The sequence below is a fragment of the Kitasatospora sp. NPDC096204 genome, from assembly GCF_044763205.1.
In the GTDB taxonomy this organism is placed as follows: Bacteria; Actinomycetota; Actinomycetes; order Streptomycetales; family Streptomycetaceae; genus Kitasatospora.
In genome coordinates this window covers 166,803-187,457 of record NZ_JBIWFT010000007.1, presented here as the reverse complement: position 1 = coordinate 187,457, position 20,655 = coordinate 166,803, and the positions used below count along the sequence as shown (strand labels likewise).

The following is a 20,655-nucleotide window of genomic DNA, read 5'->3' as shown; positions in this document are numbered from 1 at the left end:
CGGGAAACTCGGGAAACTCGGGAAACGAATCGTTGCTGGTCACGACTGTGCCGCCGCCCGGACGAGGGCGCTGGCGGTGATCGGACATCCAGTTCCGGGACGTTCCCGAGGACGGCAGGGGCGCCGTCAGCCCACCGGTCCCCGGGCGGAGACCAGCCGGGCCCGGCCGTCGCGCAGCCGGTAGGACAGGCCCACCACCGCCACCTTCCCCTCGGCGATCCGCGCGGCCAGCGCCTGCGAGCGCTCCACCAGCAGGTCCACGGTCTGGCGGATGTGCTCGTCCACGATCCCGTCACCGTCCTCGATGCCCGCCGCCTTGGCGGACAGCACACTCGGCGTCACCCGCTCCACCACGTCCCGGACGAAGCCGCCCGGCAGCTGCCCCTGCTCCAGGGACTCCAGCGCCGCCGCCACCGCACCGCAGGAGTCGTGCCCCAGCACCACCACCAGCGGGCAGTCCAGCACGCTCACCCCGTACTCGATGCTGCCCAGCGCCTCCGCGCCGGTGACGTGTCCGGCGGTGCGCACCACGAACAGGTCGCCCAGGCCCTGGTCGAAGATGATCTCGGCGGCCAGTCGGGAGTCCGAACAGCCGAACAGCACCGCGAAGGGCCGCTGTGCGGGGGCGAGCGCCGCGCGGCGCCCGGCGTCCTGGTTGGGGTGCTCGGGGCTGCCCGCGACGAACCGGGCGTTGCCCTGCATCATCACCCGCAGCGCCTGGGCGGGGTCGGTCAGGAAGTCGTCCGTCGGGCCGTCGAGCGGGCCGGGCTCGGGGTCGGTTATCGGTGTGGGGATCATGCCAGCACCCTAGATCGCCGCAGGTGGAGCCCGCAGCAGGGGGTCACGGGGCGGACGGCCGCAGACCGGGTGCCCACGGGGTGTACGAGCGGGCGTTCGCGGGCGTACGACCGGGTGCCCACGGGGCGTACGGCCGGGTGCTCACGGGCGTACGGTCGGGTGTCCGGGGGCGCGCCGCAGGGCGAGGACGGTGACGTCGTCGCGGCTGCGGCCGCCGCTCCAGCGCCGGGCCCGCCGGTCTAGGGCCTCGGGCAGGGCGTCGGCGGGGACGGCGGTGAGGTCGGCCAGGCCCTGTTCGACCGGGTAGAACGTGCCGGAGGCGTCCTGGGCCTCGGTGATGCCGTCGGTGAGCAGCACCAGCACCCCGTCCCGGGGCAGCTCGAAGCGCCGTACCGGGCGCTGTTCGCCGGGGCCGACCAGGGCGGCGAGGCCGAGCGGGATCCCGGCGTCCAGGGGCACGGGCTCCACGCGGCCGTCCGGGTGCAGCAGGTAGGGGGAGAGGTGGCCGCAGTTGACGGCCCGCACCTCGGTGGCACCCCCGTCCCCACCGCCGTGGCCGTTCCCGTCGCCGTTCCCGTCGCCGTGGCCGTTCCCGCCGCCGTTCCCGTCGCCGTTCTCGCCGTCGCCGCCGACGCACAGCACGGTGGCCGTGACGAACCGTTCCTGCTCGCCGCTCTGCACCGCGTAGGCGTTGTGCCGCTCCACCGCCGCCTCCAGGGCGTCGGCCACGGCGGGCAGGTGCGCCTCGCGGAAGGCCGCCTCCCGGAAGGCGCTCAGCACCGCGAAGCCCGTCCCGATCGCGGCCAGGCCCTTGCCCTGGACGTCGCCGACCAGCACCCGGGTGCCGTGCGGGGTGTCGGCGACGTCGTACAGGTCACCGCCGACCATGGCGTCCTGCTCCACCGGCCGGTACAGCCCGTCCAGGCGCACGTCCGGGGTGGTGACGGGCAGCGGGCGCAGCAGCTGCCGCTGGAGGGCGACGGCGCTCTGCCGCATCCGGGACAGCTGCCGCTCGCGCCGCACCCGCCGCGCGCACAGGCCGATCACGGCGGCCTGCGCGGCGATCACGGCCAGCAGGGTGCCCAGACGGGCCGACAGGTCCCCGGGCGGGTACAACACCGAGTGGACCACGATCACGGCCAGCACCCACGCCGACGCGGCCACCGTCTGGGCGACGGTACCCAGGCCCGCCAGCAGCGCGGGCAGGAACACCAGCAGCAGCACCAGGCGGGAGTTGCTGCCGCCGGTCACCACCTGGACGAGCAGCACGGCGGCGGTGGCGGCCAGCACGGCGAGCGCCACCGTCGCGTTGCCGGGCGCGCGCGGGGAGGTGTCGTCGCTGTCCACCCGCCGCCCTCTCGCCGTGACCGTCCTCCCCAGGGTGGTCGGCGCGGCGGGGCGGGCGCGAGCGGGCTGCGCCGGGCGGGGGACACCGCCTGTCGGTGCGGCCCGGTACGGTGGCCGGTGTGTCGCCCCCGCCCACGCCCCCATCCCCGGCCTCGCCCGCGCCTTCGTCGTCGCCTTCGCCCGCGCCTTCGTCGTCCTCCGCCGGCCGGGTGCCGCTCGACGACCTCGTACGGCTGCGCCGGGCCCGGGACCGGATGGACCGCGAGTACGCGCAGCCGCTGGACGTGCAGGCGCTGGCCCGCACCGCGCTGATGTCCTCCGGCCACTTCTCGCGCAGCTTCCGCGCCGCGTACGGCGAGACCCCGTACAGCTACCTCATGACCCGCCGGATCGAGCGGGCCAAGGCGCTGCTGCGGCGCGGGGACCTGAGCGTGACGGAGGTGTGCATGGCGGTGGGCTGCACCTCGCTGGGCTCCTTCAGCACCCGCTTCACCGAGCTGGTCGGGCAGAGCCCCAGCGCCTACCGGGCCCGCGACCACGAGCAGGGCGCGGCGATCCCGGCCTGCGTGGCCAAGGTCCGCACCCGCCCGGTGCGGCGCCCGGACGCGGCCCGGGGCACGGGCGGTGCCGAACGGTAGCGTGAGGGGCATGAGCATCGAACTCGCGCAGTGCTTCATCGCCGTCGACGACCACGACCGGGCGCTCGCCTTCTACCGCGACGTCCTCGGCTTCGAGGTGCGCAACGACGTCGGCTTCGAGGGCATGCGCTGGGTCACCGTCGGCTCGCCCGACCAGCCCGGCGTGGAGATCGTCCTGGAGCCCCCGCTGGCCGACCCGCACGCCTCCGAGGCCGACCGCAGGGCCGCCGCCGAACTCCTCGCCAAGGGCCTGCTGCGCGGCGTCATCTTCCGCACCGACGACTGCGACGCCACCTTCGAGCGGCTGAGCGCGGCCGGCGCCGAGGTCCTCCAGGAGCCGATGGACCAGCCCTACGGGGTGCGCGACTGCGCCTTCCGCGACCCGTCGGGCAACATGCTGCGCTTCAACCAGCCGCGCGCGAAGTAGCCTTCACGGCGGCCGGTCGGAGGCGTACGGCCGGCCGAAGGCGTACGGCGGCTCAGACGGGCTGGAGCCGGGTGCGCAGGAGGCAGAACTCGTTGCCCTCCGGGTCGGCCAGGACGTGCCAGTGGGCGTCGGCGGGCTGGCCGATGTCGACGGGCTTGGCGCCGAGCGCGAGCAGCCGCTCCAGCTCGGCGTCCTGGTCGCGGTCGGTGGGGTTGACGTCGATGTGCAGCCGGAGCTTGCCGGGCCGCGGTGCGCTGTTGGGGATGAAGAAGAGGGTGGGCTGCGGGCCGCCGAAGCCGGTGCCGGGCGGCCCGATCTCGATGCAGCCGCCGCCCTCGCGGCCGACCTCGACGTAGCCGAGCACCTCGCTCCAGAACGCGGCGAGCCGCTCGGCGTCGGCGGCTTCGATGACCAGTTCACTGATACGGCATGCCATGGTCCGTCAGCCTACGGCGATCATGGGACGGCGCAAGCGATTTGATCAGCGGGAGGCGCGGGCGGACACCCGTCACGGTGCACCAGGGCACCGTGAACGGGTGTCCGGCCGGGGTGTCCGGTCGGGGCGTCGGGTTCAGCTGTCGGCGGGCTTGAGCTTCGCGAGCGAGGCGGCGATGTTGTCGACGGCCTGCTCGACGTTCTCGGGGGTGTCGGCGGTGTAGCACAGCCGGAAGTACCCGGGCTTGGGGCAGTGCATCTCCCCGCCGGGCAGCAGGGTGACGCTCGCGTCCTTGGCCAGGTACGCCCCCAGGAGGGCCTCGCGCTGGTCGATCTCGTGGTTGATCGACACCAGGTCCGGGGGGAGCATCTTGTCCAGGTAGGCGCTCAGGTCGAGCAGGAAGAACTGGGCGGCGTTGCGGGACTTCTCCTTCTCGCCGACGTACGGGATGTTCTTGGCCCGGAGCCTCTTCGCGGTGCGGTCGAACGCGCTCTTGAGGAGCTTGGCGTAGTCCGCCATGAGCGTCTTGGGGAAGTCGCTCGGCCTGCCGTCGTCGGCGACGAAGAGCTTGCGCACGTAGGCGCTCTTGAGGGAGTCGAGCGGTCCGAACCAGGCCAGCGACTTCAGCGTCTCGTCGCCCTGCATGACCTTGCGGACGTCGTTCGACTTGGAGACGAGGAAGCCGATCCGGAAGCCGGACAGCCCGAAGTCCTTGGTCAGCCCGTACACGAGGTGGATGCGGTCGGGGTCGGTGCGGTAGGCGTCCGTCGACAGGACGCTGTGGAAGCCGTCGGTGCCGGTGCTCTGCGAGTAGGAGTAGATCTCGTCGGAGACGATGTGCATCTGCTTGTCCAGTGCCCACCGGCAGACGTCGTCCAGCAGCTCCCTGCTGTAGTTGACGCCGAGCGGGTTGTGCGGGTTGGTCAGGACCAGGAGCTTGGGCTTGGGCTCGGAGGCGGCGTCGTACGCCTTCTGCAGGGCGGGCACCGACAGCGTGAAGCGGTCGTCCCCGTCGAGGCGCACGGGCACGCACTGCAGCCCGGGCCGCTGCTCGAAGCACCACAGGAAACCGGGCCAGAACGGCGCCGGCAGCATGACCCGGTCGCCCGGCTTCAGCACCCCGCCGTGGATCAGCCCGAACGCCAGACACTCCAGGGCCCCCGAGCCGCCGGCGGTCGCGAACACGTCCTCCTTCGGGTCGATCCCGTCGGGGAACCTGAGGTTCAGGAACCTGGTGATCGGGTCGAGCAGTTCCTGCACGCCGTAGGGCGGCAGCGCGTACTTGGCGTCCTGCTCCGTCAGCTTGATCTTGGAGAAGACGTGCTCGTTCAGCAGGTCGAACAGGAGCACGTTGTTCGCGATGCCGAGGTTGTAGACGTATTTCGGGACGATCTTGTCGTAGTAGGCCAGGCGCTCCTCGGGATCGGCGATCCGGTGCAGGCGTGCCATGGCCAGGGCCTGTTCGACGCTCGCGACGAGTGCGGCGGCGTCCACGTCCTGCTCGGTGCCGCTCCTGGCGATGCTCTGGGTCATTGTCCGTGCCTCCGTGCGGGTGTGCGGGTGTGCGGGTGTGCGGGTGTGCCGTGTCTGCGGGGTCTGCGGGGGAGTGGGCCGGGCTTCCTTTGTCTCCTCTCCCCGCGGATTCGGCCCGTGCTGGTAACCCGCGCGGATGAGACCGAAGGCCCCGCCCGACCCGCCCGTGATCACGGCCCGATGCGCACCCCCGTGCGGCACCATGGTCCGATGGAGAGCACTCGACAGACAGTCAGTTCCGGCTCGCCCCTCGAACCGCGGATCGGCTTCTCCCGGGCCGTGCGCAAGGGGGACTACGTCGCGGTCGCGGGAACCGCCCCGATCGGCGAGGACGGCACGACCGTCGGCCAGGGCGACGTCCACGCCCAGACCGTCCGCTGCCTGGACATCGCCGAGGCCGCCCTGCGGGAGGCGGGCGCCACGCTCGCGGACGTCGTACGGACCCGCATCATGCTCACCGACATGAGCCAGTGGCGGGAGGCCGGGCGCGCCCACGGCGAGCGCTTCGCGCACATCCGGCCGGTCACCACCTTCGTGGAGGTGTCGCGCTTCATCGACGAGCGGTGGCTGGTGGAGGTCGAGGTGGACGCGGTCATCGGCTAGCGGGGGGCGCGGGCGGGCGCGGGCGTTCGGGCGCGGGCGTCGGGTGGCGGCCACATCGCCGCCCGGCACACCCCGGGCGCTGCCGCGGATCATCTTCTCGCACGGCTGACGGGCGCCTCGTGCCCCGCTCGCCCCTGCCCCCGGCGGTTCGCCGGGGGCAGGGGAGCCGGCGGAGGGGCCCACTAACGACGCAGGGCGAGGACGGCGGTCAGGGCGCTGACCGCCGGGCCGCCGAGGAGCAGGACGGCCAGGTGGCGGGGCCGGGACCGCAGGGTCAGGCGGAAGCCGCCCACGCGGAGCTCCAGGAACGGGCGAGCGGGGCGTTGCTGTCGGGGCATGGGGATCTCCGTGGATGCGACGACTCTCGGTACAGCGCCCATCACAATGGTTTGCACGGTGGTTGCGTCAGGTCGCAACCACGACTTGCGGTGGGAGAGCGCAACTTGCCGAGGGTGCAAATCGGAGAGCCACGCGGAGTTCCCGTACGGAGGGGACTGGCCCCGCTGGACGAGCGGCTGTCGGAGCCGGAGCGGCGCTGCGCGGAGTGCCTGCGCGAAATGAGGCAGCGGACCGGCCTCACCTCGGAGGAACTGGCCGAACGGCTGGGTGTCGACAGGACCCGGCTGTCGAAGTTCCTCAACGGAAGGGAAGTGCCCCGCCTGGAGATCGTCACCCGGCTCCACCGCCTGGCGGCCGAGTGCGAGGGGGTGGAGGTCTCACAGGCTGAGGCCTCGCAGATCCGGGCATTGGTGTACGCGGCGGCGTGTGTGCGAAGTCCGCTGCAGGCCCGCGAGTTCGAGCTCGCCGCGGCTCGCGAGGACCTCGATCTCCACCGTGCCGAGGCCCTTCAGCAGATGGCCGATCTCCAGCGGGAACTGCACGACGAGCGCAAGCGGCGCCAGGACGCGGAGGACGCGCTGGAGGAATTCGCCTTCCGCAGCCGGGAGGAGAACCGCGCGCTGGTGGAGGAGCGGGACGCCGCACTCGAACGCATCACGCAACTGGAGGACCAGATCCGTCAGGCGGGGGCCGTGCTCAGGCTGCGCGAGCGGGACGCCGAGACGCTCGACCAGATCACCCGTGCCACGGACGCCGAGCTCGCCCTGTGGGAGAGCAATGGCACGGGTGATCTGGCGGGAATCTGCGCCACGGTCGTCTATCTGCGCGATGCCGATGAGGACGATGCCGCCGATCGTCTCATCGAGCAGATCGTTCTCGGCCATCCTGTCGCGGACGTCGTACGCCTCGTTCGTGAACTCAGCTCCATGAAACGCTTCAATGAAGCCGTTGATGCCGAGCATGCACTTGCCAGGCGACGAAAGCCCATTGACCTCTTTCGCTGGTTCTGTGCCGAGGACAGGTTCGGGGAGGCGCGTTCGGACTTCATGAAGGCGATGGTCATTGCCGCGCCGGGCGAGCATCTCGTCCGGTTCTACAAGGCATGCAAGGACCACGGCGAAACAGCCCTGGAGTTCGATCTCCTGAAGGCCATGGTCGAGAGGGGGCGAGTGGTTGTGGAGGGCGGCGACGGCTCTTGGTTCGAGCGCTTTGAAAGCGGACTGGCGGCTGTGCAGCACGTGCTGGCTCAGCAGACGGTGTCGGAGGCCGGCAGTACGCCCGCGGTGAGCACGGTGGCCGCGGACCGGGCGAGGGTGCCGGCGAGCGCCGATGTGGTCTTCATGTCGTCCGGGCTGGAAGGGAGTTGACCACACCAGGGCCCGCTTCCTTGACCTCAAGCGGACTTGAGGTCCTACGGTCGGTCGTGTCCTGACGACCAGGGGAAGCCGAAGAGGAGTACCGGACGTGACGATCGAGACGTACGACCCGCAGGTCATCGCCGCCCAGCCCATCGGGGCCTGGACCGGGCAGGTCTACCGCCTCCTGGTGGTGGAGGGCCTGCGCGGACAACTGGCGGTGGAAGGCCTCACCCAGCCGCACTGGTGGACGCTCAACCACGCCGCCGGCCGCCCCGGCGGCTGGACCCGCACGGCCCTGATCGAGCGGCTCACCCCCTACGACGACCAGGACACCGCCTTCGACGCCGTCTTCGACGACCTGATCGCCCGCGGCTGGCTCACCGAGGACGCCGCCGGGGCCCTCACCCTCACCGAGGAGGGCGAGGCCGGCCGCCTGCGCGCCCGCGAACGCAACCTGAAGGTCAACGAGCGCGCCCACGAGGGCATCGGCACCGACGAGTTCGTGACCACGGTCAACGTGCTGCGCCGCATGGTGGCGAACCTGGGCGGCAACGGGAACCTGCCCGAGTGATGGTGCCCGGCGCCGGGCGGAAGCGGATCGGCAGGCCGCTCGGCGGGCCGCTCGACGGGCCGGGTTCGCCCGGGTGTGGAACGGTGGTAGCCCGGGGCCGTCCCGGTTCGGGTGTCCCGGTCGCGAGAGGAGTGGCCATGTCGTCGAAGCGCCGCCGCAAGAAGAAGGCCAGGGCCAGGCGCGGGGCCAACCACGGGCGCCGCCCCCAGTGCTGAGCCGCGGCCGAACGGGTGAGGGCGCCCGGACCGGCCCCGTCGGCCGGTCCGGGAACCCCTCACCCGTTCAGAGCCGTCCGCGCCCCAGGAAGCCGCCGCGCGCCACCTTGTGGTACTGGCAGTAGTCGACCCAGTTCGCGCCGAACGCCAGCTCCAGGACCGTGCCCCGCCCGCCCGCGCGGGCCTCGTCCAGCAGCCGCGCCGCGTCCGCGTCCGGCGGGGTCTGCTCCAGCACGAAGAGCCGGTTGACGTACGGGCCCGCCGGGATCGGGGCCCGGGGCGGGATGCCGGGCCGGTCCCAGGTCAGCTTGGCGCCGGGGCTGGACAGGCAGGGGGAGTGCATCCGCCAGCCGTCGGCGTCGATGCCGCCGTCGCGGTACCAGCGCAGCGCGTGGTCGAGGCTCCCCTCCGGGTCCGGCCCCTGGCCGTGGGCCCGCCAGTCGGCCACGTTCGCCGCGGCGATCCGGGGCAGGACGTCGAGGATGTCCTCCCGGACGACGAAGTAGGCGCGGGCGTGGATCCGGCAGACCAGCAGCGTGTCCCTGGGGTGGTCCAGGCCGTGGAAGGTCGGGCGGGTGGACTGGTCCAGGACCTGGGTCAGCACGTGCTCGACCCCCTCCACCGCCCCCAGCGCCTCGACCAGCCCCCGGAACCGCTTCCGCTCCGCCGCCCGGGCCGCCCGCGCCGCCGGTGAGTCGATCAGCCTGAACTTGCGCCGCTCGGTGGGCCAGCTCGACGCCCGCAGCTCCTGCGCGCCGTTGAGGAGTGGGTTCGCCAGCATGCCGACGAGGTGGACGAGGTTCGTCGCCGCCTTTTCCAGGAAAGCCTTCACCAGCAGGGGTCCTCTCGGGTCGCACGCGCGTCTGCGCCCACACCCTGTCCCGCCCGCACCCCGCGCCGCAATCCGCGCCCGTACTCAACTTCCCTCCGTGCCCGCCCGATTGCCGAGCGCGTCCGCCGCCGGTGGGCGGGGTGGCCGAGCGATGCTGGTGGCGGCCGACCCGCGGCCCGTCACCAGTACCGGCACCGGAGGAGACCCCTCTTGAAGGACGACCTGCTGATCACGAAGATCTCCCTCGGCTTCGACCACCTCGACGCCGACGGCGACGGCCGCCTCACCGAACGCGACCACGTCCTCATGGGCCAGGCCGCCGCGCGCGCCCTCGGGCACGCGTCGGGCTCCGAAGCCGAGCACAGGATCGTCGACGCCTACGTCACCGTCTGGCGCGACCTCCACCAGCCGCAGGCCGGCGGCGCGCAGGAGATCACCCGCGAGGACTTCATCGCCTCCACCCTGACCCTGGCCGATGACCCGCAGGCCGCCGCCGCGACCGTCGGCCGGCTCGCCGAGGTCTTCCTCGCCGTCGCCGACGCGAACGGCGACGGCACCGTCGACGCCGAGGAGTTCCGCGTCTTCCACCGGGCCCACTTCCCCCACCTGGACCGCGACCGGGTCGACCTCGCCTTCCGCCACCTGGACCGCAACGGCGACGGCACCCTCTCCCGCGAGGAGTTCGTCGGCGCCGTCGTGGAGTACTGGACCAGCCGCGACCCCGAGGCCCCCGGCAACTGGTGGACGGGGGCCCACCCGCTCGGCGGGCGGTAGCCGGGGCCGGCGCGCCGTCAGGGGCCCTGCGGCCAGGGGCCCCGCCGTCAGGAGGCCGTTTTCAGGAGGTCGCGTTCAGGAGAGCCGCCGCCGCCGGCGCCGGGCGGGGCGGCGGCCGGTGAGGGCGTCGAGCGCCAGGACGGTGCCCCTGGCGGTGGTCACGTACACCACGCCGTCCGCGTAGGCCGGGCTGCCGCCCGTGGCGTCCAGGGCCCGGCGCCAGTGCACCGCGCCGGTGGCCAGGTCGAGGCGCAGCAGCGAACGGTTGCGGGCCAGGCCGACCACCCAGGCGTCGGCGCCGGCGACCGTGACGGCGGAGGCGCCGTGCGGGCCGGCGAGGTGCCAGCGCCGCATGCCGTCGCTCCGGTTCAGGGCGTGGACGCCGGTGCGGAAGTCGCCGACGAGGAGCAGCTCGTCCGTGACCGCAGGGCTGTCGTCGATCGCGCTGAAGCCCACCTCGACACCCCAGCGCTGCTTGCCGGTCACCGCGTCGAAGGCGTGCACCAGGCCGGCGCCGGTGCCGAGGTGGACGGTGCCGTCCGCGACGCTCGGCGAGCACAGGGCGAGGTAGCGCTCGGCGTTGTCGTCGTACCAGACCCGCTCGCCGTCCTTCACCCGGTAGGCGCCCAACTGCCCCTTGACGCCCGTGACGTAGACCAGGCCGCCGGCCACCGCGGCCGCCGAGCAGGAGCCGTCCGGCAGGTGCCGCTCCCAGCGCCGGCGGCCGGTGCGGGCGTCCGTGGCGACCAGCGTGCTGGGGCGGGTGTGCCGCAGCGTGAACATCGACATGGTGACGGTGTAGACCACGCCGTCGGCGACCGTGGGCGCGGCGGAGGCGCCGACGCGGGTGCTCCAGCGCTCGGTGCCGTCGTCGGCGGCGAGCGCGTACAACAGGCCGTCCTCGCCGACCAGGTAGACGGTGTCGCCCGCGACGGCCGGGGTGCGGGCCAGCCGGTCCTGCGCGTCGTGGCGCCAGCGCGGTTCGCCGGTGAGCGCGTCCAGGGCGTAGCAGTGCTGTCCGGCGTTCTGGTAGAGGGTCCCGGCGCAGACGACGGGGGAGCTGGTGGGGCGTTCGGGCAGGCGGGTGCTCCAGGGCAGGAAGCCGGGCGGGGCCGCGGCCTCGGGGTGGACGCCGGTGTGGGCGGGGTCGCCGCGGTGCATGGCGGCCGGGCCGGCGGGCGTGGCCGGGGACGTGGCCGGCGTGGCCGCGGCGGGGGCGGGGCGGCGGGTGTGCGCGGGGCGGGGCCTGCCCCACAGGGCCGGGTCGATGAGGTCGACGAGCCGGGTCAGCGAGCGCAGGACGGCCAGCGGCTGCTCGGGGCGCGCCGAGGGGCCGCTGTGGCCGACAAGGCAGAGCCAGCGGTCGTCCACGCGCCACTCCAGCCAGGAGTGGTCGTCGGCGAACTCCCGGACGGCCGGGGTCAGCAGGCGCCCGGCGACCTCGGGGTCGGTGGTCTCGACCAGGTGGACGGCGTCGTACGCCTCCTCGCCGCTCTCGTACAGGTGGTGACCGGGCTTCTGCAGGATCTGGCGGCGCAGCAGCGGCAGCAGCCGGTCAGGGCCCAGCACGTTGCGGGAGACCACCACCAGGGGGAGCGGGCGGGGCAGTTCGACCAGGTGGACGGTGCGTATGCCGTAGCCGCCGCGGCCGTCGACCCGGTCGAACACGGTGACCTGGTGGCCGTCGAGCGCACCGGTGGCCACGAACCGGGCGCGCGGCGGGGTGTCGCGGCCGCCGGAGAGCGCCGCGTCGCGCCAGCGTTCGGCCAGTTCCGGGCTCTCCTCGCGGAACTCCCAGCCCTGTTCGGCCGCCAGGCGCTGCCGCTCGGCCCGGCGCCGGCGCAGTTCGGCGTAGCCCGTCCCGATTCCCCAACGACCCATGTGCCACCTCCGGTTGCGAGACCACGAACCGTACCGCGTGGGGCGGACACGGAGATCGGCGCGCGGTGCCCCGGCCGCGGACCGGGTCCGGTCGATCACGGACGGCCGATCGTGGACGGCTGATCGTGGACGATGAACCGGCTTGGGGCGGCGGCCCGTTGGAGTCGAAAAGGAAAGACGCTCACGTCCGATCACCACCAGGGCCCCGTCCCGGAGGTTTCTTGCATGCCGATCAACCGTAGGACCCTGCTCAGGGGCGCAGCGCTCGCGGCCACGACCGGTGCGCTGGGCGTCGCCGGCTCGGTCGCGCCGGCCTCCGCCGCCCCGGACCGCCTCGTCCACCGCCCCACCGACAGGTGGATGTCGCTGCTGGGCGACAACGTGAAGCTGTCGCAGCTGACGATCCCCGGAACCCACGAGACGTGCGCGCTCTACGACGGCGGCGCCTTCGGTTTCGCCCAGTGCCAGGAGTGGCGCATCCCCCAGCAACTCGCGGCGGGGGTGCGCTTCCTCGACATCCGGTGCCGGGTGATGGGCGACGTCTTCACCATCCACCACGACAGGATCTACCAGAACATCAACTTCGGTGACGTGCTGAACCTGTGCATCGACTTCCTGAAGGCCAATCCCCGCGAGACGATCATCATGCGGGTCAAGAAGGAGTACACCGAGGGCCAGGACTACCGGTTCAGCGAGATCTTCAACTACTACATGGACGGCATGGACGGGAAGGGCAACTACCGGCCGTGGTTCTGGCTCCCCAGGGCCGGTTCGCTGCCCACCGGGCTGCCCACCCTGGGCCAGGTGCGCGGCAAGATCGTCCCCATCATGTCGGACTTCACCTGGGGTGACGGGCGTTACGACCCCCTGCGGTGGGGGGACGGTGGCCGGATCTGGCTGCAGGACCAGTGGAACGACGGCTCCAGCCGCAAGGTCCAGCGGGTCAGGGAAGGGCTGGACACGGCGTTCTACGGCCAGGACGACGGCAAGCTGTACCTCCACTTCGCCAGCTCCAGCAGCTTCCCGGAGACCCCGTACCAGATCGCCAAGGTCGTCAACCCCTCCATCAAGGACTACCTGACGCCGCGCATCTCCCAGCGCGCGCACTACGGCGTGATCGCGATGGACTTCGTGGACGAGCGCAAGGACCTGCTGCAGATGATCGTCGACTGGAACTTCGGGCTCTGACCGGCCCTCTCCTTCCGGCTCTCCCGGATTCCGCCCCGGTTTCGGTCCACCCGGAGCCGGCGGCGGCGGGGAAGGGCGGTCCGGGCCTTGTGGTCGGGCCCGGACCGCCCGGACCACCCGGACGGTCGGACCGCCCGGTCGGTGTCGAGGCGGGTCGGTGTCGAGGCGGGTTCGCGGTGGGGCGGGTTCGCGGTGGGGCGGGTCAGCGTCCGAGGTGATCGGCCAGGGCCTCGACCGTGCGGCGCCGCGCCGTGTACAGCGACACCGCGGAGCCGTCCGCGAAGTGCAGCCGGAACCTCGCCATCGCCTGCAGCCGCGGGCGCCGCTCCACCCGCAGGACCAGCTGCCGCGGCGCGTGCCACAGCAGGTGGCCGGCCTTGCGGACGTCCAGCGCCGTGACGAACGCGGCCCGGCGGTCCGTGACGGCCAGCAGCCTGGTCCTGGTCCCGCCCGTGGTCGTCGGAAAGCCGCTCGCGATGCTGCCCGACTGCCCTGCCACCGCGCCGAGCTGCCCCAGCCTGTTGCCGACCCGCGCGCCCAGCCCGTCCCCGACGCCGCGCGCCCCGGCCACCGGTACGACGGTCGCGAGGTCCAGCAGGTGCTCGCCCGGTTCCAGCAGCGGTTCCACGGCCTTGCGGTAGCGGTTCATCAGAGCCTCGGTCATGCCCGTCAGGGTAGACGGGCAGGTGGGAGGCCTCGGCGGCGGGCCTCCGCGGTGTGTACGAGGCCGCCGGATTTTCTTCGCCGGGACCGTCGTCGAATCCGGCGGCGTGAACGTGTACATGAGGGGCGGCAACTCCCCGGCGGCGCCTGCCGCATGCCCTCCGACCCTGACCGCCGACCCCGACGCAACGCCCGCGCGACCGTCGCGCGCAGACCGTGCACCATACCGGCCTCCATCACGAAGGAGTCCTGACCATGCGGAAGTTCATCCTCGACCTGGTCGAGCGCACCGTCACCACGTACGCCGCGGCGTTCCTCGGCCTGCTGCTGGCCGACAAGTTCGACCTGACCTCGATGGGCGCGCTCAAGGCGGCGGCGGTCGCGGCGCTGCCGGCCGCCCTGAGCGTGGTCAAGGGCGCGGTCGCGACCCGCGTCGGCGACCCGGCCTCCGCCGCGCTGCTCGCCCGCCCCCGCGAGTAGCCCCGGCCGGGGAAGCGCCCCGCGCCCCGGGCCGCCGCCCGGGGCGCGGGGCGCCAGGCGCGGCTACGGCATTCAGCGGGTCGGGCGGACCATCACGCTCAGCCGGGGCGAGTCCGGCGTGGGCTGCTGGGTGTTGAACGCCCGGTAGCCCCAGGCCTCGTAGACGCGCTGGACCTTGCCGTCCCCGGCGAGCGGGTTCACCATGAGCGTGGCCCGGCCCTCGGCGCGCCCGGCCAGCAGCGCGTCGTGGATACGGCGGGCGGTGCCGGTGCCGCGCCAGCGCGCGCGGACGCCGATCTCCTTGACGGCCAGGGCCGGGGCGTCGGTGAAGCCGTGGGGGAGGGGCTCGGCCATGCGCTTCCAGTACCGGTCGCCGGCGTCGACGGTGTTGCCGTAGGCGTACCCGATGGGCAGTGCGCCGTCGTAGCCGAGGACGAGCTCGAAGCCGGGGTCGGCGGTGTGCCGGTCGAGGCGTTCGACGAAGGCGGCGAGGCAGTAGTTCGGCAGGTGCAGCAGCGGGGCCCGCACGTCGGCGTAGACGTCCAGCAGATCCTGCCGGGCCTCGGGGGTGAGGGTGGTGTGGTGGCGCAGTTCGACGCTCACGCGGTGGTCCTCCAGGTGGTGTGGTGTGGGCGGCCCGGGTCCGGTCCGGTGTGCCGCCGGGTGCCGGATGTTCTTCAGCACCGCATGTAACCAGGCCTCCCACCTGGCGCACAGGCTTCGCCCTGCCAGGCCCGTCTGTGACGCGGCCCGCCGGAACAGTACGAGGACCGTTGCCCAGGGAGCGCTGGACGGATCCACGCGGTCGGTCATGAGCGGTTCGGCGAGGACGTCAGGGGACGTCCTCGCCCCACTAGGCTGCGGCTGTGACGATCAAGGCTGTGGTGTTCGACGTCGGAGAGTGCCTGGTCGACGAGACCCGGGAGTACGGCACCTGGGCCGACTGGTTGGGTGTGCCGCGGCACACGTTCGTCGCCCAGTTCGGGGCGGTGATCGCGCAGGGCCGGGACTACCGGGAAGCCTTTCAGGTCTTCGCCCCCGGCTTCGACCTCTACGAGGAGCGGGAGAAGCGGGCGGCTGTCGGCCGGCCGGAGACCTTCGGTGAGGAGGATCTCTATCCGGATGTCCGGGGTGCCTTCGCCCGACTCCGGGCGGATGGTCTGTGGCTGGCGATCGCCGGTAATCAGACCGTGCGGGCCGGGGCGATCCTTCGCCGGCTGTTCACGGCCGATGTCGACCTGATCGGCACCTCTGACGACTGGGGCGCGAGCAAGCCGGACCCGGCCTTCTTCGAGCGCGTCGCCGAGGTGGTACCCGCCGACCCGCGCGAGATCCTGTACGTCGGAGACCGGCTCGACAACGACGTGCTCCCCGCCCGAGCGGCGGGGATGCGGACGGCGTTGATCCGGCGCGGCCCGTGGGGCTGGATCCAGCAGCACGACCCGGCTGCGGAGCGGGCGACGTTCCGGATCGATTCGCTGGCGGAACTTCCGGATCTGATCGCCAAGTTCAACGTCGGAGCGAGCTGAGCGTCGCCGACCAGAAGTAGAGGCGGTCGTCCACCCGTTGGACGGCCGCCGTGTCCTGCCACGGGGCCAGCGCCCGTCGGGCCTCGCGCACGCGTTCCATGCCGGTGGCGTACCAGGTGACGGCCAGTTGGTCGAGGGCCTGCTCCGGCGTGGTCCGGGCTTGCGGGAGCAGACCGGCCCGTCCGCGCAGTTGGACAGCCCGGCCATGGACTGTCCCGTCCTCCGGGTTTCGCCTCAGAGCTCGCCGCTGCGGACGGCGGCGACGAACGATGCCCAGGCCTCGGTCCGGAAGACCAGAGCCGGTCCGTGGGGGTCCTTCGAGTCACGGACGGGAACCAGGCCGGGGAAGTCGGGAGCCACCTCCACGCAGTCACCGCCGTTGTTGGAGTACGAGGACTTGGCCCAGGAAGCGCTGGACAGGTCTACGCGGTCGGTCATGAGAGGAATTCCTTTCGGGCCCTGCGGATCTTCTCCTGGGATGCGGCCTTCGGCAGCGCTTCCACCAGAAGCTGATCGTAGTCGCTTTCCCAACCCGCAACCGTCGCGCGTGACCGCTCAAGGTGGCCCCTCGCCATCGACTCCGCGTACCCCACGACCGTGTGGTCCGGGAGGTTCAACAGAACGACCGGCAGTGTGAAGGAGAGGTTCTCGCCCATGCTGAACGGGGCGATCTGCACGGTGATGTTCGGGCGCTCGGCCAAGTCCTCAAGGTGCCGCAGCTGCTCGGCCATGACCTGAGGGCCGCCGACGGGGCGCAGCAACACCCCATCCTCGATCACCGCGTGAACCGTCGGAGGGTTCTTCTGGCCGAGGATCTCTTGCCGCAGGGCCAGATAGTCGGTGCGCTCATCCGCCTCGACCGGAGTGATCGCACCACGCCGGACAGCCGCCTGCGCCAGTGCTTTTGCGTACGCAGGGGTCTGGAGAAGACCGGGAACGATGATCAGGCCGACCGTACGCAGCCGTCGGCACCGGGCTTCGGCATCAGCGAACTCGGCGAACCCCTCAAGGAGCGCTGCCCGGCTGAATCGCCGCCACAACTCGAGGAATCGTTGGCCTGATCCGAACACTTCATCGGCCTTAACAGCCAAAGAGCGTGTTGGTGAACGCTTCCCGTTCTCGACATATGAGATGTGCGCGCCCGAGTACCCCAGCTGCCTGGCCGCTTCGGTCTGCGACCATCGCTTTGCCCGGCGTGACCTGCGTAGTTCTTGACCGAAGCGGACCTGTGGCGATGCCTGGGCGTCAACAACGGCTTCAGTCATGATCCTTCGGCTCCTTCACATGACATTGCTGTCAAAGGTAAGACGCTGGCAATCGTAGGGCCTCTCACGCCACCATGGCTACGCCTGGTGATTTACCAGAGACACAGTGCGACCGGTGGGGATCCCGTGCCTGACGTGCGGAATCCCGAGCGGCGGTCACCGCCTGCGCCCAAGTCGCTCTCGTGTGCCTCCCTTCCGTCTCTCCGAGGTCCCCATGCTCACTGCCCGCCGCCCCCGCATGTTCGTCGCGCGTCTCGATTCCCGCGTCGAATCCACGCCCCTGGCCCGGTACATGCTTCGGGCCTACCTCTCCGGGCTGCCCTCGGGTGAGCGCTACGGCGACACCGCCGAGCTGCTGCTGGGCGAGTTGTTCGCCAACGCCGTGCAGCACTCGGACGCGGCCGACGACCGGCACATCGAGGTCCGCTTCTCGCTCGTCAGCTCCCGCCTCCGACTCGAAGTCCACGACGCCGGCTCCGGGTGCCCCGCCCTCCATGTGCCGTCCCCGGACGACGAGCACGGGCGCGGACTGTTCCTCGTCAACAGGCTCGCCGAACGCTGGGGCTGTGCCTCCCGGCCGGGCGGGATCGGCAAGTTCGTCTGGGCCCACATCGCCCCCACCCCCACGCCTGCCCTCGTCACCGTCTGAAAGCCCGAGCCCCCCGTGAACCTCGCCACCCTCGCCCGTCACACCCTCTCCCGCGGCGCCACCCCCGCCGCCACCTACGCCCTCCTCGCCCGCCTCGGCCACCAGCCCCTGCCCGTCGCCCGCGCCGTCTGCCTGGCCCTCGACATCCCCCACGCCGAAACCACCCGCCGCCTCACCGACTGCCACGACGCCCTCCTCGCCGACCCCCGCCCCAACACCGAGAACGACACCGGCGAACTCCTCGAAGCCCTCGGCGTCTTCGACATCCCCGTCGCCCTCGACGCCACCGGCCGCGCCGTCGTCGACCTCTTCCTCACCGCGATCGAGGCCATGGGCGGCATCCGCCCCGGCCACCAGCACGGCCTCACCCGCTGGTTCACCACCGGCAACCTCACCGCCGCCTACCTCTCCCTCACCGCCACCCACCCTCTGCCCCGCACCGGCGACCCGGCCCTCTACTGGACCACCCTCACCACCGTCGGCGAACTCCTCACCACCACCAGCCCCGACCCCCGCCTCAAGTACGCCCTCACCCACTGCCGCACCCAAGCCACCCGCACCTGAACCCCACCGCGCGCAGGAAGTCGACCCCGCCGACTTCCTGCGCGTGGTGGCTGGTTGGGGTGGGTTGCGCGGGCCGCTCGTGCTGAGCGGCCCGCGCCTGAAAGCCTGTGTCGTGCGCCAGAAGTCGACTCCGTCGACTTCCTGTGCGGCGGGGTTGGTGGGGCGGTGGCTGGTTGGGGTGGGTGCGCGGGCTGCTTCGTCCAGGCCACTCGCAGCTGAACCCCGTCGCGCGCCAGAAGTCGATCCCGTCGACTTCCTGCGCGTGGTGGCTGGTTGGGGTGGGTCGCGCGGGCCGCTCGTGCTGAGCGGCCCGCGCCTGAAAGCCTGTGTCGTGCGCCAGAAGTCGACTCCGCCGACTTCCTGCGCAGGTGATGGGTGGCGAAGTCGGGGCCACTGGCCGGGGGCCGTCACCGCCGGGATGTCCGCTCAGGCGGCGCGTCAGGTAAAAGGCGTTGACCAACACCGCTCCTGACGTTTGATCAAGATCGGTCAAGGCTTGACCACTTGTGATCTCAAGCGGAGAAAAGCGGAGTATCACATTCCCTTCGTGACTGAGCTGTGTAGGTTCCTGATCGGTTCGGGTGACAGCGCAAGCCGTCACCCGCCCGCAGGAGTTCTTCACCGGTCGCGCTCTGCCCCACGCACCGGCGCGGGCGGGGTGCCGCACGCTGTGCCTGCTTCCGCACGCCCTACCGCAAGCCGAACCGTGCACCGACCATGGGCACGCGAACCGTCACTGACCGTCGCCGAGCGCCTCCGTGGTGCCCGGCGACACCACCGAGAGGACCTTGATGGGCATATCTCCGCGCACACGACTGGCCCGCCGGCTCGCCGCCGTCGGCACGGCCGTGCTCGCCGTGCTCGCCGTCGTCCCGCTCGCGGCGGCCCCCGCCTCGGCGGCGGTCGCCGCGAGCCCGATCTGCCTGAGCGGCAGTTTCCAGTACGACTACCAGAACGCGGAGGAGGGCTCGGGCAAGCCCACCCGGACCAAGCCCGTCCGCAACGCCAACGTCGAGCTGTGGGGCCGGGAGAAGGCCGCCGACACCCCGCACGTGCTCGGCGTCTACGGCCTCACCGCCGTGTCCGACGGCGGTTTCAACCTCTGCTACACCCCCACGACCACCACGACGATGAACAGCATGTGGGTGCGGTTCTACTCCGAGAGCACCAGGATGTGGAAGGTCCTGTCCCAGGGCTCCCTGTACACCGTGGACTCGCCGGTCCAACAGAACCTCTCCGCGAGCGCCTCCCTCGGCGTCGTCAAGCCCCCGGCCCAGACCTCCCGGGCCTGGCACGTCCTCGACACCCTCAACCTCCTGTGGTGGGGCCGCAACAACCCGGTCAGCTCCTGCTGGAGCGCCCACGAGCCGAACAGCGGCTCCTGCACCGAGCTCTCCGTCGTCTGGGGCCCCGGCGCGAGCACCGGCCCGGTGTACGACCTCAACACCATCTACCTCTCCGACGCCGACCCCGACTCGGAGCACACCGTCCTGCACGAGGGCGGCCACTTCCTGATGCACCGCCTCTTCAACGGCGCCTGGCCCCCCGACAGCGTCTGTGCCTCGCACTACATCTGGTCGAGCGCGGGCCGCCCCTGCGCGTGGGTCGAGGGCTTCGCCGACGCCGTCTCCGCCTACCTGCTCGGCGACAACCGCTACGTGTGGTCGAACGGAAACAGCACCGAATTCACCTACGGCAGCGGCTGGGACACCGGGGACACGGTCTCCGGCAACATCTCCGGTTCACTGCTCGACCTGTGGCGGCAGGTCGACGGCGGCTGGCAGGGCACCCTCAAGACGCTGAACGACCGCACGCCGGGCACGTTCGCCGACTACTTCAAGACCGTCCGCCCCGCCGCCGTCCCGCCGCTCGCCACCACCGGCACGGCGCTCGACCTGCTGGCCAAGCACACCATCTACTACGCGCCCATGCCCGTCGGCGACGGCCGACCCCACTACCTCTCCAACGGCGGCAACCTCGTGCTGTCGCACCAGGGCAGCGGTTGCGGGGTGCTCCCCAACAGCTACGCCTCCATCTACGACAAGAGCTCGTCCGACCTCGGACAGCAGTGGCGGCTGGACACCAACGCGGACGGCACGGTGCGCATCCACGACGGCTGCAACCCCTCCCTCTCCCTGACGTCCAGCGGTTACCCGAGCTACCGCGTCACGGTGAAGCCGTCCGACGCACAGTCCGCGGTCCAGAAGTGGCAGGTCACCCGGAACGACGACGGCAGCCTGAAGATCACCGACCCGAACACCGGCTACGTCCTCGACACCCCCAGCAACCAGTCCGGCATGGGCGCGATGCTCTCGGCGCCGTCCGCGACCAGCGCCACCCAGCGCTGGACCACCCGCGACTGATCTGACGTCCACCGCCCGCGAAGCGGGCCGGGGAAACGCGCCGGGAAACGCGCCGGGGAAACGCGCCGGGAAAACGCAGAGAGACCGCTCGGGCCACCAGGGCCGGGCGGTCTCTGCTGTTCGGACGGACCCATGCGCCAACACGGCCCGCTGCCGATGTTCCCGATTGTTGGAGTGAACAGCGCCCCGGGTTCCGAACCCG

At 71.9% G+C, this 20,655-nt stretch carries 23 protein-coding genes; 12 read left to right on the top strand and 11 right to left on the bottom strand.

Annotated elements, in window-relative coordinates; genetic code table 11:
• Positions 1 to 126 precede the first annotated feature (126 nt).
• On the bottom strand, positions 127 to 705 hold the full coding sequence (locus ACIQ87_RS10225; RefSeq protein ID WP_402404554.1) for a carbonic anhydrase: 579 nt from the start codon (positions 703 to 705) through the stop codon (positions 127 to 129).
• 234 nt (positions 706 to 939) lie between these two features.
• Positions 940 to 2,145, bottom strand: coding sequence for a PP2C family protein-serine/threonine phosphatase (locus ACIQ87_RS10220; RefSeq protein ID WP_402404371.1), 1,206 nt, complete (start codon positions 2,143 to 2,145; stop codon positions 940 to 942).
• A gap of 209 nt (positions 2,146 to 2,354) precedes the next feature.
• Between ACIQ87_RS10220 and ACIQ87_RS10215 the strand changes: the two genes are divergently transcribed.
• Together ACIQ87_RS10215 and ACIQ87_RS10210 are read left to right on the top strand one after the other, a co-directional pair.
• Positions 2,355 to 2,783 (top strand): helix-turn-helix transcriptional regulator, encoded by a 429-nt coding sequence (locus ACIQ87_RS10215; protein WP_402404368.1) that lies wholly within the window; start codon positions 2,355 to 2,357, stop codon positions 2,781 to 2,783.
• A 10-nt stretch (positions 2,784 to 2,793) separates the two neighbouring features.
• A complete protein-coding gene (locus tag ACIQ87_RS10210; RefSeq protein ID WP_402404366.1) occupies positions 2,794 to 3,210 on the top strand; it encodes a VOC family protein in 417 nt (138 codons plus the stop codon).
• A 52-nt stretch (positions 3,211 to 3,262) separates the two neighbouring features.
• Here ACIQ87_RS10210 and ACIQ87_RS10205 read toward each other — a convergent pair whose 3' ends face one another.
• Positions 3,263 to 3,646 carry a VOC family protein gene (locus ACIQ87_RS10205; RefSeq protein ID WP_402404363.1) on the bottom strand — a complete coding sequence of 128 codons (384 nt, stop codon included), beginning with the start codon at positions 3,644 to 3,646 and terminating at the stop codon, positions 3,263 to 3,265.
• Positions 3,647 to 3,781: 135 nt separating this feature from the next.
• Positions 3,782 to 5,179: a pyridoxal phosphate-dependent aminotransferase gene (locus ACIQ87_RS10200; RefSeq protein WP_402404360.1), complete on the bottom strand. Its 1,398-nt coding sequence runs from the start codon at positions 5,177 to 5,179 to the stop codon at positions 3,782 to 3,784.
• 210 nt (positions 5,180 to 5,389) lie between these two features.
• Between ACIQ87_RS10200 and ACIQ87_RS10195 the strand changes: the two genes are divergently transcribed.
• Positions 5,390 to 5,782 (top strand): RidA family protein, encoded by a 393-nt coding sequence (locus ACIQ87_RS10195; RefSeq protein WP_402404357.1) that lies wholly within the window; start codon positions 5,390 to 5,392, stop codon positions 5,780 to 5,782.
• A gap of 182 nt (positions 5,783 to 5,964) precedes the next feature.
• Here ACIQ87_RS10195 and ACIQ87_RS10190 read toward each other — a convergent pair whose 3' ends face one another.
• Positions 5,965 to 6,120 carry a hypothetical protein gene (locus ACIQ87_RS10190; protein ID WP_402404355.1) on the bottom strand — a complete coding sequence of 52 codons (156 nt, stop codon included), beginning with the start codon at positions 6,118 to 6,120 and terminating at the stop codon, positions 5,965 to 5,967.
• Between the two features lie 90 nt (positions 6,121 to 6,210).
• On the opposite strand from ACIQ87_RS10190, the gene ACIQ87_RS10185 reads away from it, so the two are divergent.
• The gene (locus ACIQ87_RS10185; RefSeq protein ID WP_402404352.1) at positions 6,211 to 7,488 is read left to right on the top strand and encodes a helix-turn-helix domain-containing protein; all 1,278 of its coding nucleotides are present in this window, start codon (positions 6,211 to 6,213) and stop codon (positions 7,486 to 7,488) included.
• Between the two features lie 97 nt (positions 7,489 to 7,585).
• On the top strand, positions 7,586 to 8,050 hold the full coding sequence (locus tag ACIQ87_RS10180; protein ID WP_402404350.1) for a MarR family transcriptional regulator: 465 nt from the start codon (positions 7,586 to 7,588) through the stop codon (positions 8,048 to 8,050).
• Positions 8,051 to 8,332: 282 nt separating this feature from the next.
• Here the strand turns inward: ACIQ87_RS10180 and ACIQ87_RS10175 are convergent, their stop codons facing one another.
• On the bottom strand, positions 8,333 to 9,097 hold the full coding sequence (locus tag ACIQ87_RS10175; RefSeq protein WP_402404347.1) for a hypothetical protein: 765 nt from the start codon (positions 9,095 to 9,097) through the stop codon (positions 8,333 to 8,335).
• A 210-nt stretch (positions 9,098 to 9,307) separates the two neighbouring features.
• Between ACIQ87_RS10175 and ACIQ87_RS10170 the strand changes: the two genes are divergently transcribed.
• The gene (locus ACIQ87_RS10170) at positions 9,308 to 9,871 is read left to right on the top strand and encodes an EF-hand domain-containing protein (protein WP_402404344.1); all 564 of its coding nucleotides are present in this window, start codon (positions 9,308 to 9,310) and stop codon (positions 9,869 to 9,871) included.
• A 75-nt stretch (positions 9,872 to 9,946) separates the two neighbouring features.
• On the opposite strand, the gene ACIQ87_RS10165 is transcribed toward ACIQ87_RS10170, so the two are convergent.
• Positions 9,947 to 11,752 carry a PQQ-binding-like beta-propeller repeat protein gene (locus tag ACIQ87_RS10165; RefSeq protein WP_402404341.1) on the bottom strand — a complete coding sequence of 602 codons (1,806 nt, stop codon included), beginning with the start codon at positions 11,750 to 11,752 and terminating at the stop codon, positions 9,947 to 9,949.
• 225 nt (positions 11,753 to 11,977) lie between these two features.
• Between ACIQ87_RS10165 and ACIQ87_RS10160 the strand changes: the two genes are divergently transcribed.
• The gene (locus tag ACIQ87_RS10160; RefSeq protein WP_402404338.1) at positions 11,978 to 12,940 is read left to right on the top strand and encodes a phosphatidylinositol-specific phospholipase C; all 963 of its coding nucleotides are present in this window, start codon (positions 11,978 to 11,980) and stop codon (positions 12,938 to 12,940) included.
• A 202-nt stretch (positions 12,941 to 13,142) separates the two neighbouring features.
• Here ACIQ87_RS10160 and ACIQ87_RS10155 read toward each other — a convergent pair whose 3' ends face one another.
• The gene (locus tag ACIQ87_RS10155; protein ID WP_402404335.1) at positions 13,143 to 13,604 is read right to left on the bottom strand and encodes a hypothetical protein; all 462 of its coding nucleotides are present in this window, start codon (positions 13,602 to 13,604) and stop codon (positions 13,143 to 13,145) included.
• 254 nt (positions 13,605 to 13,858) lie between these two features.
• Between ACIQ87_RS10155 and ACIQ87_RS10150 the strand changes: the two genes are divergently transcribed.
• Positions 13,859 to 14,083: a holin gene (locus ACIQ87_RS10150; protein WP_402404332.1), complete on the top strand. Its 225-nt coding sequence runs from the start codon at positions 13,859 to 13,861 to the stop codon at positions 14,081 to 14,083.
• Positions 14,084 to 14,155: 72 nt separating this feature from the next.
• Here the strand turns inward: ACIQ87_RS10150 and ACIQ87_RS10145 are convergent, their stop codons facing one another.
• Positions 14,156 to 14,686: a GNAT family N-acetyltransferase gene (locus ACIQ87_RS10145; RefSeq protein WP_402404329.1), complete on the bottom strand. Its 531-nt coding sequence runs from the start codon at positions 14,684 to 14,686 to the stop codon at positions 14,156 to 14,158.
• A gap of 278 nt (positions 14,687 to 14,964) precedes the next feature.
• Between ACIQ87_RS10145 and ACIQ87_RS10140 the strand changes: the two genes are divergently transcribed.
• Positions 14,965 to 15,612 carry an HAD family hydrolase gene (locus ACIQ87_RS10140; RefSeq protein WP_402404326.1) on the top strand — a complete coding sequence of 216 codons (648 nt, stop codon included), beginning with the start codon at positions 14,965 to 14,967 and terminating at the stop codon, positions 15,610 to 15,612.
• Between the two features lie 234 nt (positions 15,613 to 15,846).
• Here ACIQ87_RS10140 and ACIQ87_RS10135 read toward each other — a convergent pair whose 3' ends face one another.
• Both ACIQ87_RS10135 and ACIQ87_RS10130 read right to left on the bottom strand, forming a co-directional pair.
• Entirely contained in the window at positions 15,847 to 16,050 is a 204-nt protein-coding gene (locus tag ACIQ87_RS10135) for a DUF397 domain-containing protein (protein ID WP_402404323.1), read from the bottom strand.
• Positions 16,047 to 16,877 (bottom strand): helix-turn-helix domain-containing protein, encoded by an 831-nt coding sequence (locus ACIQ87_RS10130; RefSeq protein WP_402404320.1) that lies wholly within the window; start codon positions 16,875 to 16,877, stop codon positions 16,047 to 16,049. Before ACIQ87_RS10130 ends, ACIQ87_RS10135 begins: the two co-directional genes overlap by 4 nt.
• Before the next feature lie 214 nt (positions 16,878 to 17,091).
• On the opposite strand from ACIQ87_RS10130, the gene ACIQ87_RS10125 reads away from it, so the two are divergent.
• From ACIQ87_RS10125 to ACIQ87_RS10115, 3 genes are all read left to right on the top strand, one after another.
• A complete protein-coding gene (locus ACIQ87_RS10125) occupies positions 17,092 to 17,526 on the top strand; it encodes an ATP-binding protein (RefSeq protein WP_402404318.1) in 435 nt (144 codons plus the stop codon).
• A 15-nt stretch (positions 17,527 to 17,541) separates the two neighbouring features.
• Positions 17,542 to 18,090, top strand: coding sequence for a hypothetical protein (locus ACIQ87_RS10120; RefSeq protein ID WP_402404315.1), 549 nt, complete (start codon positions 17,542 to 17,544; stop codon positions 18,088 to 18,090).
• 791 nt (positions 18,091 to 18,881) lie between these two features.
• Complete coding sequence (locus ACIQ87_RS10115) at positions 18,882 to 20,453, top strand: RICIN domain-containing protein (RefSeq protein WP_402404312.1); 1,572 nt, start codon at positions 18,882 to 18,884, stop codon at positions 20,451 to 20,453.
• Positions 20,454 to 20,655 lie beyond the last annotated feature (202 nt).

Excerpts from the sequence above, each read along its gene's own strand:
- ACIQ87_RS10195 (WP_402404357.1), top strand. The coding sequence starts at position 5,390 with ATGGAGAGCACTCGACAGACAGTCAGTTCCGGCTCGCCCCTCGAACCG.
- ACIQ87_RS10210 (WP_402404366.1), top strand. The coding sequence starts at position 2,794 with ATGAGCATCGAACTCGCGCAGTGCTTCATCGCCGTCGACGACCACGAC.
- ACIQ87_RS10115 (WP_402404312.1), top strand. The coding sequence starts at position 18,882 with ATGGGCATATCTCCGCGCACACGACTGGCCCGCCGGCTCGCCGCCGTC.
- ACIQ87_RS10165 (WP_402404341.1), bottom strand. The coding sequence starts at position 11,752 with ATGGGTCGTTGGGGAATCGGGACGGGCTACGCCGAACTGCGCCGGCGC.
- ACIQ87_RS10190 (WP_402404355.1), bottom strand. The coding sequence starts at position 6,120 with ATGCCCCGACAGCAACGCCCCGCTCGCCCGTTCCTGGAGCTCCGCGTG.
- ACIQ87_RS10125 (WP_402404318.1), top strand. The coding sequence starts at position 17,092 with ATGCTCACTGCCCGCCGCCCCCGCATGTTCGTCGCGCGTCTCGATTCC.
- ACIQ87_RS10155 (WP_402404335.1), bottom strand. The coding sequence starts at position 13,604 with ATGACCGAGGCTCTGATGAACCGCTACCGCAAGGCCGTGGAACCGCTG.
- ACIQ87_RS10130 (WP_402404320.1), bottom strand. The coding sequence starts at position 16,877 with ATGACTGAAGCCGTTGTTGACGCCCAGGCATCGCCACAGGTCCGCTTC.
- ACIQ87_RS10200 (WP_402404360.1), bottom strand. The coding sequence starts at position 5,179 with ATGACCCAGAGCATCGCCAGGAGCGGCACCGAGCAGGACGTGGACGCC.
- ACIQ87_RS10150 (WP_402404332.1), top strand. The coding sequence starts at position 13,859 with ATGCGGAAGTTCATCCTCGACCTGGTCGAGCGCACCGTCACCACGTAC.
- ACIQ87_RS10205 (WP_402404363.1), bottom strand. The coding sequence starts at position 3,646 with ATGGCATGCCGTATCAGTGAACTGGTCATCGAAGCCGCCGACGCCGAG.
- ACIQ87_RS10160 (WP_402404338.1), top strand. The coding sequence starts at position 11,978 with ATGCCGATCAACCGTAGGACCCTGCTCAGGGGCGCAGCGCTCGCGGCC.
- ACIQ87_RS10225 (WP_402404554.1), bottom strand. The coding sequence starts at position 705 with ATGATGCAGGGCAACGCCCGGTTCGTCGCGGGCAGCCCCGAGCACCCC.
- ACIQ87_RS10135 (WP_402404323.1), bottom strand. The coding sequence starts at position 16,050 with ATGACCGACCGCGTAGACCTGTCCAGCGCTTCCTGGGCCAAGTCCTCG.